The sequence below is a fragment of the Yersinia sp. KBS0713 genome, from assembly GCF_005937895.2.
In the GTDB taxonomy this organism is placed as follows: Bacteria; Pseudomonadota; Gammaproteobacteria; order Enterobacterales; family Enterobacteriaceae; genus Yersinia; species Yersinia bercovieri.
Genome location: NZ_CP042173.1, coordinates 4,317,494 through 4,331,778, shown reverse-complemented (window position 1 = coordinate 4,331,778; position 14,285 = coordinate 4,317,494). Strand labels below are relative to the sequence as shown.

The following is a 14,285-nucleotide window of genomic DNA, read 5'->3' as shown; positions in this document are numbered from 1 at the left end:
AGGTTCAGATCAGTTTTAATAACTGAAGGGATAACTCAGATATATTACCTTATCCACTAATAAAATAAGCCTATTTATTTTAGTCAATTTAATCTGCATTTATGGTGGGTTAAATAACTTATTGGTTTTATAGAAAGCTACAACATACTAATTATCCGATAATTTCTATTATTCGGCACGAATATCTATTGCCAAATTTATCGCGTGTGTCATTAAGCTAATAGTTAGCATGTGTATTTTATTTGTATTAATAAGGATGGAAACTCATAAATGGATAATATAGTTTTACAGAGAAAAACAACAATAAGCCCGATGAGTAAAATATCACTAGGTATATTCTTAGCACTAACGGCGCAAGGTTATTCAGAAAGCGCCAAATCTGAAACCATTAAAGCTGAAGCCACTCAGGCGGCCGCCGCAGAGGCATCCTCTGGTAAGAGTGAGATGGTGCTGGATAAGCTCAAAGTAGAAGAAGTGAGTAATGCTCATGAGGGTGACTGGGTCTATGATGAAGCCCGCTCGGTCAGCGAAATATCCCGTGAACAAATGGATAACCGCCCAGCACGTCACGCGGCGGATATTTTAGAGCAAACGCCGGGGGTCTACTCCAGCCTTAGCCAGCAAGACCCAGGGCTATCGGTGAATATCCGTGGTATGCAAGATTATGGTCGCGTCAATATGAATATTGATGGTATGCGCCAGAACTTTATGAAAAGTAGCCATGGGCAGCGCAATGGCGTTATGTATATTGATCCAGAAATTCTTAATAATGTAACAATAGAGAAAGGGGTCAGTAGTGGTATTGGCGGTGCGGGGGTTATTGGGGGGATTGCCACTTTTAATACAATTAATGCCAGTGACTTTATCGAACCAGGAAAAGAGATTGGCGGTAAAGTCCGCGCGACAACCGGTGATAATGGCACCCAATTTATTGGCAGTGCAATGTTGGCGCTGGGTAATGAGTATGGTGACCTGTTAATTTCCGCTAGTGAACGTAACTTAAAAGATTACTGGCCGGGGAATAAAGGGGAAATCGGTGAACTTCACATGGGAGGAAAGAAAGAACGCAAATTAAGCAATGACATTAAAAGTAATAAGGTCGATTTTACTCACTATAAAATGTATTCACGGTTGGCCAAAATAGGGTGGAATTTATCCGCTGATCAGCGCCTGGTATTCAGCTACCTGCAAACACAAGTAGAAAGCCCCAATGCAGGTATGCTTACCCAGATCGATTTGAGCCAGTCACTAACATCAGGTCCTGCTTTTAAATATGGCTGGTTAAGCGGCAGCGTATCGGATGTGATGAATAAGAATATTGGGCTAGATTATAGCTTAAAGCCGGAACATATCGGCTGGCTGGATGCAACGGCAAAAGTCTATTATGTCGATACTGATGATAAAACTGATACCCACAATGCAGATGCTATTTTCCGCAAAGCCTATTGGACGCAAACCCGTTTAACCACCCAGGGTTTACAACTGCAAAATACCAGCCTATTTACCCCCGCCGATCAACATCAATTGCGCATTAAATATGGCCTGGAGTGGTTTAGTGATCGCTCCAGAGGTAACACAACCAATGACTACCAACGAGAGCGTAATCGAACGGGTCAGGTCCTCGTGAATCGGATTACCCCACCCGGCAAGCGCGCGATTACCAGTACCTTTGCCCAAATTAATTACGATTATGATGATTGGTTTCGGCTGGAAGGGGGGCTGCGTTACGATCAATTCCGTTTACAGGGCAATACCTGGATGTATACCCGAGGCTTTCGTCACCACTATACCCTTGAGAAACCTTGTGACCCAAAACGGGATGAGCAATCTGAAAGACCGCTTACAAGATGCTCATCAAGTGTAGCGACAATAATGAGTTGGGATGTGGATCGCCGTGAACAGCAACTGTCACCTACGGCAGCTATCGGTATCAAGCCCGGCACGCCATGGTTGGAGTTTTTTGGTACTTATGGTAAATCCTGGCGGCCACCAGCAATGACTGAAATGTTGGCCACGGGCAGCGCGCATGGCCATGGCCGGATATTACCCAATCCGTTGTTGGTGTCAGAGCACTCTAAAGCCTGGGAGCTGGGGGTTAATATTCAACAAACAGGCCTGTTTATTAATGAAGATCGCTTTGCTGCTAAGGTGGCATATTTTAATACTAGAGTAAGAAATTATTCCAGCATGGAATTATCCAAGATGAAGCCAAAGTTTGGTGGTGGTGATTTCTCTCATGCAACCTATATTAATAATTTATTGAAAACGCAATTTCGCGGGCTGGAATATCAATTAAGCTATGACGCTGGTTTTTTTTATACTAATTTAAATTATACCAGAATGATTGGTAAAAATAGTGTTTGTTCAAAAACAGCTTGGTTAGGTGGGGTAGAGAAACTACAAAAAACCAAGCAGAAACACCGTTATTTTGTTGATGACAACAGAGCTAATAATATTATTGAATGCTATAAGGCAAGTGGGTTATTTGGTTCCTCGGCTTATTTGCCAGGTGACCGAGGGAGTTTAACTTTAGGCGGAAGAATATTTGATCAAAAACTGGATCTTGGCACTATTATCCGTTATAACAAAGGTCATCAAGATAAATCAGTGCTTGGTAGTCATGGGTATCCAAATGTTGCTTTTGTGGCAGACTGGCCTAAGTATACTATATTTGATTTGTATGCCAGCTATCAGGTAACTAATAATTTAGTGTTGCGCACTTCAATAGAAAATATAACCAATCGAGCTTATTTGATTAGTTATGGAGACACACTCTCTTTTGCTCCCAATCGGGGAAGAACTATTCAGGGTGGCTTTGAATATAGGTTCTGAATTATAAATTCTTTAGGTGAATAATATTGTTTACCTATTGAGTGAATGGCTTAATAAGCCATTATTTCGGAGTAACAATCATTAATTAAAAGGATATTATTATGAGTGTAACAGTTCAATATAACAGTGAGTTTGCCGACTATACCGTATCTTCTTATCTTAGCAACTGGGCCGAGACTTTTGGTGATATGAATCAGGCGGAGACAAAAGATCGAGGCCAGTTTGCAGGTGGTGACACTATCTTTAGTGGTACTCAATACTCAATTGGAAGTTCGCACGACACTGATATGGGGATGATTGTTGAAGGTAATTTAAACTATGCTTTTATGGCACATACTTTCCATGGTCAGATAACCAACATACAGTTTGGTAAGGACTTAGTGGTTAATACTGATGGCGCTGTGGGTAAACACCTCAACGATCTGCAAGTGGCCTTTAACGATGTGGATATTTCTGGTGAATTTGATGCTACCAAGCCAGTGGCTGAAAATCGCGATAGTGACATGCATAAATCGGTATATGGCTTAATGCGAGGCGATGCCGATCCAATGCTGGAAGTCCTCAAAGCCAAAGGTATTGATGTGGATACCGCCTTTAAAGATATGGCTATTGCCACCCAGATCCCTGACACTGAAATGGCGGCTGATGCCCCAATCATTGAAACTGTGGGTGTATATGATGATGCTGCTGACATGTCAATGGCGGCTTAAATCAGCAATACGAAAATAACTTTTTATTAAATAAAACAATACCACCGTCGTACTCTGTTATATTAGTTGCGGCGGTGGTTCATGTTTTATCTCAATAAATAACTAAGTTATTTCGGCTGCTTATAGAACATCATTAATGATAAATTTTTTCCAATTTATAAAGGAAATTATTATGACAGTATCTATTCAATTTAATGCTCCATTAGGCAGTGCTACCCTGGCAACTTATAGCCAAAAACTGAAAGTTGGCGATGTAAAGGAGATAACAATAATTAAAAACGCAGAGGCAGAGACTGAAGATACGGCACACGCCAAACAGGCATTGGCCAAGATGTGTGGTTCTTATATTAATAGTGAGGTTGACTGCGGTTTTATTTCTATTGATACTGGCTGTAGTGCTGAAAACTATCCTGATATGATGATTTTCCGTGGGGAGTTAATGTACTCCAAAACACCGCAAAATATTTTTTACGGAAAACTAGATAGTTTGATGCTGGGAGAAGGCTTGATCCCTAGTCTTGATGGTATAGGCCAACAGCTTAAAAAACTTGAATTGAAATTTAGCGGATTAAATATTACCAGTGAATTTGATGCTGCCAAAACAATAGCTGAGAATCAACAAGGTGAGGTTCATAAAGTTATTGACGGTTTGGTACAAGGCAACCCCGATCCTTTACTCGAAATACTCCAAGCTAAAGGTATTGATATAAATATACCACTGAATGATATGGCTATTGCCAGTCAGCTTGAAACTACCAGTGAAATCACCGTCGATACACTCACTGTTGATGCTGTGGGTGTGGCTGATAATAGTGACGTATTATTTGCCTGAGTTGGTGGTTAGAAAGTTTCCCTCCGGTTAGATGAGTAATATCACCGCCATACTTCTCATACTGATATTGGCGGTAGTTTGTATTGTGGCTGGATAAGATAGATAAATACAAATCTGTCACCAGCGACTTTTTTGACAACAGCACTGCTTTCATTAATGGAAATGGACGCCATGGAATCTTGCAAAACCCCCAGCCTTTCGTCGGCTTCCTCGCTCATTCTCTCTGTTTTAGCTAGCCACAAAAAAAGCCTTTGGGGTATCGGACTATTTACTGCGGTAATAAATTTACTGATGTTAGCGCCGGCAATTTATATGCTGCAAGTTTATGATCGCGTTCTTGCCTCAAATAATACCATGACATTATTGATGCTCACTATTTTGGTGCTCGGAATATTTGTATTTATTGGTTTATTAGAGTGGATTCGCAGTGCCGTTGTTATCCGTCTGGGAACACGCATTGATATGCAACTCAATCAACGGGTGTTTAATGCCGCCTTTGCTTCGCAACTTATAGGCCATAAAACACCGGCGGCCCAAGCATTAAATGACCTGACTGCTTTGCGCCAATTTGCTACCGGCAATGCACTCTTTGCTTTTTTTGATGCCCCCTGGTTTCCACTTTACTTACTGGTGATATTTCTGCTCCACCCCTGGCTCGGCGCATTAGCCACTGCGGGGGCTTGTGTACTGATCTTTCTCGCCTGGCTAAACCAGAAAGTGTGTAAAAAGGCACTGAAAGCAGCATCCACCATCACGTCACAAGCTACCCAGCAGGCGAATGCGAATTTGCGTAATGCAGACTCTATCGAAGCCATGGGGATGCTAGAGAGCTTACGTGGGCGCTGGCTAAAACAGCATTCACATTTCCTTTATCAACAAAATATTGCCAGCGATAAGAGCAGTCGGGTCACCGCCCTATCCAAATCTAGCCGTCAGGCGCTGCAATCAATGATGCTAGGGCTAGGCGCACTGTTGGTTATTGATAGTGCAATTACCGCCGGCGTCATGATTGCGGGATCAATTTTAATCGGGCGCGTATTAAGTCCCATTGATCAACTCATCGCGGTCTGGAAACAGTGGAGCCATGCGCGGCTCTCCTACCTGCGTCTCACAGATCTGTTAGCTCAATATCCCCCGGTACAAACAGGTATGCTGCTCCCTCCCCCCACCGGGAAGCTCAGTGTGATGCAACTGACGGTATGCAAACCCGGCACCCATATACCTGTGTTACAGGCCATCAATTTTGAGTTACAACCCGGTGATGTACTCGGTGTTTTAGGGCCATCGGGTAGTGGCAAGTCCACCTTGGCAAAGTTGTTGGTGGCATGTAAACCCGCCTTTAGCGGCTCGGTTCGCTTAGACAGTGTCAATCTTGCTCAATGGGATAAAACCCGTTTGGGTGAGTTTATTGGTTACCTGCCGCAAGATATTCAGCTGTTTCGTGGGTCGATTGCTGAAAATATCTCGCGCTTTGGTCAAATTGATACCGAAAAAGTGATCGCGGCTGCACAGCTCGCCGATGTACACGATCTCATCCTGCATCTGCCGCAAGGCTATGACACTCAACTGGGAGATGATGGCGAAGGGCTATCCGGCGGTCAGCGCCAGCGTATTGCTTTGGCGCGCGCCATGTACGGCGTGCCACGACTTATTGTGCTGGATGAACCTAACGCCAGTTTGGATAAAGAGGGTGAAAAAGCCTTACTAAATAGTATTACCCAGTTAAAACAGCAGGGTAGCACCATCGTGATGATCACCCATAAGCCAGAGTTATTATCCGGTAGTGACTATTTGTTGTTCCTCAATAATGGCCGGATGGAGCTGTTTGATCGTACTCAGGCAGTTTTACAGAGCGCGAAGGATAAGCCTGCGGCTAATGCTGATGTAAAAGCATTCACCAGTAAAAAGAGTTGGGGCAGCGGCATGTCATATGGTGCTGCACCTGCCCGCACAGCATCACCAAAATCATAACCTTAAATGAGATATACCACGGATGGGAGATAACTGATGTTACCTGAAACAGGTCGTGACCTGTCTATGGCAGTGGGCAGCGGTCAGCAAAATCCGCCACCACTGCAAATCAATAGCGGGAAGTACCTTCGTCTGGGAGGAGGATTGGTTGTCGGCGGTTTCATCGGTTTTTTGCTTTGGGCCGGACTGGCACCATTGGATAAAGGGATTGCTGTTATGGGGCAGATTGTCGTTGCCGAAAACCGTAAAGTGATCCAGCCGTTACAAGGTGGACGTATTCAGCAATTACATGTCATCGAGGGGGATGAGGTCGAGCAAGGCCAATTACTTATCACGCTGGATGATACTGCGATACGTAGCCATCGGGATAATCTACAGCATCAGTATCTTAGCGCGCTGGCTCAGGAGTCCCGCTTAATTGCCGAGCAACACGACTGGCCTGAAATTGATTTCCCTGAAGTGCTGCTTCAGGACTCCGCGCAATATTTGGTTGAGCGCATTATTGCTTTGCAGCGGCAGCTTTTTCAGCATCGCCGCCAGGCCCAACGGAGCGAAATTGCACGTTTATCGGCACAAATTACGCGGCATCAGAGTCGGCTGAGCGGTTTGCAAGCGCTGCGCGATAATAACCAGCACCAGCTCGACTTATTTCAACAACAACTACATGGCGTACAGTCGTTGGCAAAAAATGGTCATGTTGCCCAAAATCAGTTGTTGGATATGGAGCGTCAAGCCATTTCACTGCGTACCCGAGTGGAGCAAGACTCCAGCGACATCACGGAGGCTTATAAGCTGATTGATGAAACTGAGCAGCATATTTCACAGCGGCGTGAACAGTACCAAAGTGAGAATCGCGAACAATTAGCCAAAGCGCAGCAAGCTACCCAAGAGCTGGCGCAGCGTTTGAGTGTTGCAGAGTTTGAGTTGGAAAATACCCGTGTTACCGCCCCTGTTAGTGGTTCGGTTATTGCGCTGGCACAACACACCGTGGGTGGGGTGGTGAGCACCGGGCAAACATTGATGGAGTTGGTTCCCAGCGGGCAACCCTTGCTCGTTGAAGCCCAGTTACCTGTGGCCTTGATTGATAAAGCTATGGTGGGGTTACCGGTTGACCTTAATTTTTCTGCATTTAATCAAAGCACAACGCCACGATTGTACGGCTCAGTATTACGCATCGGGGCTGATCGCATACAGCATCCACAGACTTTAGAGCCTTATTACCCCTTAACTATCGTGTTTGATATCAACCAAACCCCGCTGAAAATCCGGCCGGGTATGTCGGTGGATGTTTTTATCCGTACCGGAGAGCGGTCGTTGCTCAATTATCTGTTTAAGCCGCTAACCGATCGTTTGCATGTCGCATTTGCCGAAGAGTAATCGTCGTGATGAGTTATTTTATATAACTCATTAAAAATAAAGAAATATAGTGATTTAATTGATGAAAATTCAGCAGGATAACAGCCGCATTCTACTTTGGTTGGGAAGTGCCCTATTTGCGAGTTGTGTTCATCTATATTTGCTTTGGTGGCTGAGTACGCCAGCAGTGGCGGTAACCTCTCCATACCAGTATCCCATGGCGGTGATGCTTGGGCTGTCAGCCGAACCAGAATTCACCCCCAATGTAGAGCAGAATCCGGTAGTGGGTATGACTCAGAATCTCAGCGAGCCGATAGTTGAACCCGCGGAAAGTCAGCCAGAACAAGTGAGTGAGTTGCTAACTGCCCCGGAACAGTCCAATGCATCTTTGGTCGTCGAAAAAGAGCGAGAAGTGGTTAAAAAAGAGCCAGTGAAAGCAAAGTGGCCACAACCAGAGGTGAGCAAACCACGTAAGCCTGTTATTGAAGAGACGGCGGTGAATCGCAGCAAACCATCGCCACCTGCCGCGACAACCAGCACCACGTTATCTGGTGAGAGCAAGCAAATTGCAGCCGCGACGAACAGTGACTCTTTGCATGTGCAGCAGATTAAAATGAATTGGAGAAGCCACTTACAAGGGCATCTGATGGGGTTTAAACGTTACCCCCCCATTGCCAGGAAGCAGCGCCAACAGGGCACCGCAATGATTCGTTTTGTGGTGAATAGAGAGGGATATGTACTCTCGTCTCAATTGATCAAAAGCAGTGGGGTTGCCATTTTAGATCGCGAAGCTCTGGCACTGATCAAACGTGCCCAACCCTTACCCAAACCCCCGACAGAGTTGCTATCACATGGGCAAATAGTATTGGAGCTACCTATTGGTTTTGATCTAAAAAATAAAAAACGGTAATCGTGGTCGCGGGCAAAACAATTTCATGGGGTGATCAATATCACCCTATTTCCGGTGAAGGCACTCTAGCAATATTATTCGCCAGGGCAGCGCAGGCAGCGCTCGGCCTCATCGGCACCCAGTCTGAGTTTAGACTGCAAATCACGCAGCGCAGTACGTAAGCCCTCCTCAATTACCGGATGATAAAACGGCATATCTAGCATTTGATCAATGGTCATTTGCTGTTGATGTGCCCAGGCCAACAGATGAGCAATATGCTCGGCACTGGGGCCCATCATCTCGGCACCCAAGAAGCGGCCAGTGCCTTGCTCGCCATAAACCCGCAAAATACCTTTGTTTTTCAGCATCACCCGCGAACGGCCCTGGTTTTCAAAAGAGACTTCACCGATTTCAAAACAGCCGCAAGCACTGAATTTTTGTGTCAATTCGCGGAAGGTCGAGCCTACCATCGCGATTTGTGGATCAGAGAACACCACCGAAATGGGGCTACGACGTAAACCAGGCACCACTTCTGGGAAGCCACCGGCATTCACGCCAGCAATACGAGCCTGATCGCTTGCTTCATGCAGTAGTGGCAATTGGTTACTGGCATCACCGGCGATAAAGATATGTGGCACACTGGTCTGCATCGTCAGCTTGTCAGCAAGTGGCACACCGCGATCATCGAACAGTAGCGAGGTGTTTTCCAGACCCAGCTTATCGACATTAGGACGGCGACCCGTGGCGGCTAATACATAATCCACCATTATCTCTTGGGGCTTTTCGGCTTTATCCAGATAGCGGATAAAGACTTTATCCCCCTCTCGCTGCATCACTTCAACTTTTACATCGGGATCGAGATAGAACTCTTCACCTAGCGTTTTCGCGGCGTAATTGCGCACAATGCTGTCAGTCAGCGGGCCAACACCACCGCCAACGCCAAACATTTTTACCTGAACACCCAATCGGTGCAGCGCCTGACCCAACTCCAGCCCGATAACACCGGGGCCAAAAACGGCAACTGATTTTGGTAAATCATCCCAGTTAAACACGTCATCATTGATGATCAGCCGATCACCTAATGCATTCCAGGCCGCAGGCCAGGTGGGGCGCGAGCCGGTGGCAATCACGATACGTTGCGCGACAATACGTGTGTGATCATCAACTTGCAGAGTATTATCATCAATAAAGCGAGCATAGCCCTGAATTTTATCCGTCGCCGGAATGTTATCGACACCTTCCAGAACGAAGCCAACAAAACGGTCGCGCTCACGTTTAACACGATCCATCACTTCACGACCATTAATCAGAGTTTCGCCTTGCGGATGAATACCGAATCCGGGGGCTTGCTCAATGTGATGCACGGCGTCAGCCGCTGCAATCAGTAGTTTGGATGGCATGCAACCGACGCGTGCACAGGTGGTGCCATACTCGCCACCTTCAATCATCACCACACTTGGGGTCGATAGTTTGGCAGCGCGATAAGCGCCAAGCCCGGCAGTGCCACCGCCAATCACGGCGACATCAACGTTTAAGGTTTTCATGTCTACTCCTAGCAGGAAAAACAGCAAGAACAGAAAAAAAGGGTAGGCCGGAGCCTACCAAATTACTTCACTTTATCTTCATTTTTATTGATGTCATTAGGCAGACAGGTAATTCTCTAAATCATCACTGCCACCGATGTGTCGCCCGCCGATAAAGACTTGCGGCACAGTCCCACGGCCCGTGACGGCACGCAGACTAACAGTGGTGGCGTCTTTGCCCAGCACGATCTCTTCGTATTGAATGCCACGCTCTTGCAGCATCTGTTTTGCTTTGGCGCAGAATGGGCAGCCCGGTTTGGTAAAGACAGAAACAGACTCCTGCACTTTAAAATCAGGGGCCAGATATTTCAGCATGGTGTCGGCATCAGAGACTTCAAACGGGTCGCCCGGCTTGTTTGGCTCAACAAACATTTTCTCTACCACGCCGTTACGTACCAGCATGGAGTAACGCCATGAACGCGGCCCGAAGCCCAGATCAGCTTTCTCAACCAGCATATTCATGCCTTTGGTGAATTCACCGTTGCCGTCTGGAATAAAGGTAATGTTTTCAGCGCTCTGATCCGCTTTCCAGGCATTCATCACGAAAGTGTCATTGACGGACACACAGAGAATGCTATCAACACCGTGCTGTTTAAACACGCCGGCCAGCTCGTTATAACGCGGCAGATGGCTGGAGGAGCAGGTCGGGGTAAATGCGCCCGGCAGTGAAAATACAATAACGGTTTTGTTGTTGAATAACTCGTCGGTGGTTACATCAATCCACTGGTCGCCCTGACGGGTATGGAAAGTCACCTGTGGGATTTTTTTACCTTCTTGGCTAGCGAACATCGGTAACTCCTTAATTGGAAAATAAAAGATTTGAATTTTTCTAGCTCTTTTTTCGTTGGAACACATTATTCATTTTATCACTTGATAGTTCTAATCACTGATTGCTATCTTATCTATCGTCAATGACTATCATAAAGCGGAGCATCGATGAATATTCGAGATCTAGAATACCTGGTGGCGCTGGCTGAATTCAGGCATTTTCGGCGTGCTGCCGACTCTTGTCATGTCAGCCAACCCACGTTAAGCGGTCAAATCCGTAAACTGGAAGATGAGCTGGGCGTTATGCTGTTAGAGCGCACTAGTCGTAAAGTCCTGTTTACGCAGGCTGGATTGTTGCTGGTGGAGCAGGCCAGAACGGTGCTACGGGAAGTTAAAGTACTGAAAGAGATGGCTAGTTTGCAGGGTGAGAGTATGTCTGGCCCGCTGCATATTGGGCTGATCCCTACGGTCGGGCCTTATCTGCTGCCGCAAATCATTCCTACGCTGCATCAAACATTCCCAAAACTGGAAATGTATCTGCATGAAGCGCAGACCCAAAACCTGCTAGCTCAGTTGGACAGTGGCAAGCTCGATTGTGCCATTTTGGCACTGGTTAAAGAGAGCGAAGCGTTTATTGAAGTCCCGCTGTTTGACGAACCGATGCAACTGGCGATTTACGCCGATCATCCGTGGGCAGGCCGTGATCGAGTGCAGATGCATGAACTGGCTGGCGAGAAGTTGCTGATGCTGGAAGATGGTCACTGTTTACGTGATCAGGCGATGGGTTTTTGCTTCCAGGCCGGCGCTGAAGAGGATACACATTTCCGTGCTACCAGTTTAGAAACCTTGCGCAATATGGTCGCCGCAGGCAGCGGCATCACGCTATTGCCTTCACTGGCGGTGCCGAATGAAAGAGAGCGTGACGGCGTATGCTATCTGGAGTGCTACAAGCCGATACCCAAGCGCACCATTGCCTTGGTCTACCGCCCCGGCTCCCCATTGCGTGGCCGCTATGAGCAACTTGCCGAGGCGATACGTGAGCACATGCAACCGCGCATGAGCCAGGACGTGATAAGCGAAAAGTTAGAACAGGCGGTTTAACCCATTGAGGGCAGCCACACGATAAGCTTCGGCCATCGTTGGGTAGTTGAAGGTAGTATTAACGAAGTATTCGAGGGTATTACCTTCGCCTTTTTGCTCCATGATAGCCTGCCCGATGTGGATAATTTCAGCCGCGCGTTCACCAAAGCAATGAATGCCGAGGATCTGCTTGGTTTCCCGATGGAACAGGATTTTCAAGCTGCCGGTATTCATCCCGACAATCTGTGCGCGCGCCAGGTGCTTAAACTGCGCCCGACCGACCTCGTAAGGCACTTTCATCGCGGTCAACTCTTGCTCGGTTTTACCCACAGAGCTGATCTCTGGAATGGTGTAAATGCCGGTTGGGATATCTTCGATCAAGTGAACATTGGCTTCACCTTTGATCATCGCTTGTGCCGCAATCCGCCCTTGATCATAAGCTGCGGAGGCCAAACTCGGATAACCAATGACATCACCGACGGCGTACACATGGGATAGTGCGGTCTGATACATGCTGTTGACCTTCAGCAGGCCACGGCTGTCGGCTTCCAAACCAATCTTTTCCAGCCCTAACCCACTGGTATTCCCGGTGCGGCCATTGGCGTACAACAAGCAGTCCGCCTTCACTTTTTTGCCTGATTTCAAATGAACGATAACCCCATCAACCGTCCCCTCAATCTGCTCAAACTCTTCGTTGTGGCGGATAACCACGCCGTTATTCCAGAAGTGGTACGAGAGGGCATCTGACATCTCCTGATCGAGGAAAGCCAGCAGGCGGTCGCGGGTATTAATCAAATCCACTTTGACACTCAAACCACGGAAGATCGATGCATATTCGCAGCCAATCACCCCCGCACCATAGATAATGACGTGTTGTGGCTCATGGCTGAGCTGCAAAATGGTATCACTGTCGTAAATGCGTTCGTGGGTAAAATCAACGTTTGCTGGGCGATAAGGGCGTGAACCCGTGGCAATGACGATGTTATCGGCGCGCAGTGTATCGCTGGTGCCGTCGGCATAACGCACATTGATAGTATTGGCATCAATGAAGCTGGCATCGCCGGAGAACATCTGGCAGTGGTTGCGATCGTAAAAGCCTTGGCGCATGCGGGTTTGCTGATTAATTACGCGATCCGCATGGTTTAAAATATCAGCGAAAGAGGAGCTGATGGTTCGGGCATTGTCGCTGTAGAGTGGGTTTTGGTTGAATTCTATAATACGGCTAACGGCGTGGCGTAAAGCTTTGGATGGGATAGTGCCCCAATGGGTACATCCACCACCCACATTATTGTACCGTTCAATCACGGCAACGCGGGCGCCTTGCTTGACCAACCCCATAGCGGCACCTTCACCGCCAGGACCCGAGCCAATAACAATGGCATCAAAATGGAAGTGCTGTTGCATGTAGGAGAGACCTATTATTATACAAAATTACAACGATATATTAACATCATCCCAAGCATAACCCAATCAACAATGGGTAAATCACCGTGATGGTTGCTGTAAAGCGGTAATTCCGTATTGGGATGATACGTTTGTATAACGGTTGTTACTATAAAGTTTGGTATATTGCTGACTATATGTCTTAGATTGAGAATTTGGATATCCCTTGGGCACGATTATGGGCGTCAGAGCACAACAAAAAGAGCGGACTCGTCGTTCCCTTATCGAAGCGGCGTTCAGCCAACTGAGTGCTGAGCGGAGTTTTGCTAGCTTGAGTTTGCGGGAAGTCTCTCGCGAAGCGGGCATCGCGCCGACTTCTTTTTATCGGCATTTTCGTGATGTCGACGAGCTTGGTCTGACAATGGTCGATGAAAGCGGCCTGATGTTACGCCAACTGATGCGTCAGGCACGTCAGCGGATTGCCAAGGGCGGCAGTGTTATCCGTACGTCAGTTTCTACATTTATGGAATTTATCGGCAATAATCCCAATGCCTTCCGCTTATTGCTGCGGGAGCGCTCGGGCACCTCAGCAGCCTTCCGGGCCGCTGTTGCGCGTGAAATTCAGCATTTTATTGCCGAGTTGGCCGATTATCTCGAACTGGAAAATCACATGCCGCGCAGCTTCACCGAAGCTCAAGCTGAGGCCATGGTCACAATTGTCTTCAGTGCGGGTGCAGAAGCGCTGGACGTGGACAGTGAACAGCGGCGACAGTTAGAAGAACGCTTGGTGCTACAACTGCGGATGATCTCCAAAGGCGCTTATTATTGGTATCGTCGCGAGCAGGAGAAGCTCGCTGTATCCCGCACTTAATAAGGAAAGG

11 protein-coding genes are annotated in these 14,285 nt (G+C 47.1%); 8 read left to right on the top strand and 3 right to left on the bottom strand.

Annotation, left to right across the window (positions count from 1 at the left end):
• The first annotated feature begins 270 nt into the window (after positions 1-270).
• From FFE93_RS20510 to FFE93_RS20485, 6 genes are all read left to right on the top strand, one after another.
• Complete coding sequence (locus FFE93_RS20510; protein WP_138775917.1) at positions 271-2,832, top strand: TonB-dependent hemoglobin/transferrin/lactoferrin family receptor; 2,562 nt, start codon at positions 271-273, stop codon at positions 2,830-2,832.
• Between the two features lie 101 nt (positions 2,833-2,933).
• On the top strand, positions 2,934-3,542 hold the full coding sequence (locus FFE93_RS20505) for a heme acquisition protein HasA (protein ID WP_005278237.1): 609 nt from the start codon (positions 2,934-2,936) through the stop codon (positions 3,540-3,542).
• 172 nt (positions 3,543-3,714) lie between these two features.
• Complete coding sequence (locus FFE93_RS20500; RefSeq protein ID WP_082397884.1) at positions 3,715-4,374, top strand: heme acquisition protein HasA; 660 nt, start codon at positions 3,715-3,717, stop codon at positions 4,372-4,374.
• Positions 4,375-4,530: 156 nt separating this feature from the next.
• Positions 4,531-6,345, top strand: a complete 1,815-nt coding sequence (locus FFE93_RS20495) for a type I secretion system permease/ATPase (protein WP_005278231.1) — start codon at positions 4,531-4,533, stop codon at positions 6,343-6,345.
• Between the two features lie 36 nt (positions 6,346-6,381).
• The gene (locus FFE93_RS20490) at positions 6,382-7,722 is read left to right on the top strand and encodes an HlyD family type I secretion periplasmic adaptor subunit (RefSeq protein ID WP_049602947.1); all 1,341 of its coding nucleotides are present in this window, start codon (positions 6,382-6,384) and stop codon (positions 7,720-7,722) included.
• Between the two features lie 58 nt (positions 7,723-7,780).
• On the top strand, positions 7,781-8,611 hold the full coding sequence (locus FFE93_RS20485) for an energy transducer TonB (RefSeq protein ID WP_186367682.1): 831 nt from the start codon (positions 7,781-7,783) through the stop codon (positions 8,609-8,611).
• A 74-nt stretch (positions 8,612-8,685) separates the two neighbouring features.
• On the opposite strand, the gene FFE93_RS20480 is transcribed toward FFE93_RS20485, so the two are convergent.
• Both FFE93_RS20480 and FFE93_RS20475 read right to left on the bottom strand, forming a co-directional pair.
• On the bottom strand, positions 8,686-10,134 hold the full coding sequence (locus FFE93_RS20480; RefSeq protein WP_138775913.1) for a dihydrolipoyl dehydrogenase: 1,449 nt from the start codon (positions 10,132-10,134) through the stop codon (positions 8,686-8,688).
• Positions 10,135-10,230: 96 nt separating this feature from the next.
• Positions 10,231-10,962 carry a glutathione peroxidase gene (locus FFE93_RS20475; protein ID WP_005278219.1) on the bottom strand — a complete coding sequence of 244 codons (732 nt, stop codon included), beginning with the start codon at positions 10,960-10,962 and terminating at the stop codon, positions 10,231-10,233.
• Positions 10,963-11,109: 147 nt separating this feature from the next.
• Here FFE93_RS20475 and oxyR point away from each other — a divergent pair, with 147 nt between their 5' ends.
• Positions 11,110-12,042 (top strand): DNA-binding transcriptional regulator OxyR, encoded by a 933-nt coding sequence (gene oxyR, locus FFE93_RS20470; protein ID WP_032898697.1) that lies wholly within the window; start codon positions 11,110-11,112, stop codon positions 12,040-12,042.
• Here oxyR and sthA read toward each other — a convergent pair.
• Positions 12,025-13,425, bottom strand: a complete 1,401-nt coding sequence (sthA, locus tag FFE93_RS20465) for a Si-specific NAD(P)(+) transhydrogenase (RefSeq protein WP_005278216.1) — start codon at positions 13,423-13,425, stop codon at positions 12,025-12,027. The two genes, oxyR and sthA, sit on opposite strands and share 18 nt — an antisense overlap.
• 217 nt (positions 13,426-13,642) lie before the next feature.
• On the opposite strand from sthA, the gene fabR reads away from it, so the two are divergent.
• Positions 13,643-14,275 (top strand): HTH-type transcriptional repressor FabR, encoded by a 633-nt coding sequence (gene fabR / locus FFE93_RS20460; RefSeq protein ID WP_005278214.1) that lies wholly within the window; start codon positions 13,643-13,645, stop codon positions 14,273-14,275.
• The last annotated feature ends 10 nt before the right edge of the window (positions 14,276-14,285 follow it).

What these genes read in the sequence shown, in the direction of transcription:
- FFE93_RS20510 (WP_138775917.1), top strand. Translation starts at nt 271, where the DNA reads ATGGATAATATAGTTTTACAGAGAAAAACAACAATAAGCCCGATGAGT.
- FFE93_RS20505 (WP_005278237.1), top strand. Translation starts at nt 2,934, where the DNA reads ATGAGTGTAACAGTTCAATATAACAGTGAGTTTGCCGACTATACCGTA.
- FFE93_RS20500 (WP_082397884.1), top strand. Translation starts at nt 3,715, where the DNA reads ATGACAGTATCTATTCAATTTAATGCTCCATTAGGCAGTGCTACCCTG.
- FFE93_RS20495 (WP_005278231.1), top strand. Translation starts at nt 4,531, where the DNA reads ATGGAAATGGACGCCATGGAATCTTGCAAAACCCCCAGCCTTTCGTCG.
- FFE93_RS20490 (WP_049602947.1), top strand. Translation starts at nt 6,382, where the DNA reads ATGTTACCTGAAACAGGTCGTGACCTGTCTATGGCAGTGGGCAGCGGT.
- FFE93_RS20480 (WP_138775913.1), bottom strand. Translation starts at nt 10,134, where the DNA reads ATGAAAACCTTAAACGTTGATGTCGCCGTGATTGGCGGTGGCACTGCC.
- FFE93_RS20475 (WP_005278219.1), bottom strand. Translation starts at nt 10,962, where the DNA reads ATGTTCGCTAGCCAAGAAGGTAAAAAAATCCCACAGGTGACTTTCCAT.
- oxyR (WP_032898697.1), top strand. Translation starts at nt 11,110, where the DNA reads ATGAATATTCGAGATCTAGAATACCTGGTGGCGCTGGCTGAATTCAGG.
- sthA (WP_005278216.1), bottom strand. Translation starts at nt 13,425, where the DNA reads ATGCAACAGCACTTCCATTTTGATGCCATTGTTATTGGCTCGGGTCCT.
- fabR (WP_005278214.1), top strand. Translation starts at nt 13,643, where the DNA reads ATGGGCGTCAGAGCACAACAAAAAGAGCGGACTCGTCGTTCCCTTATC.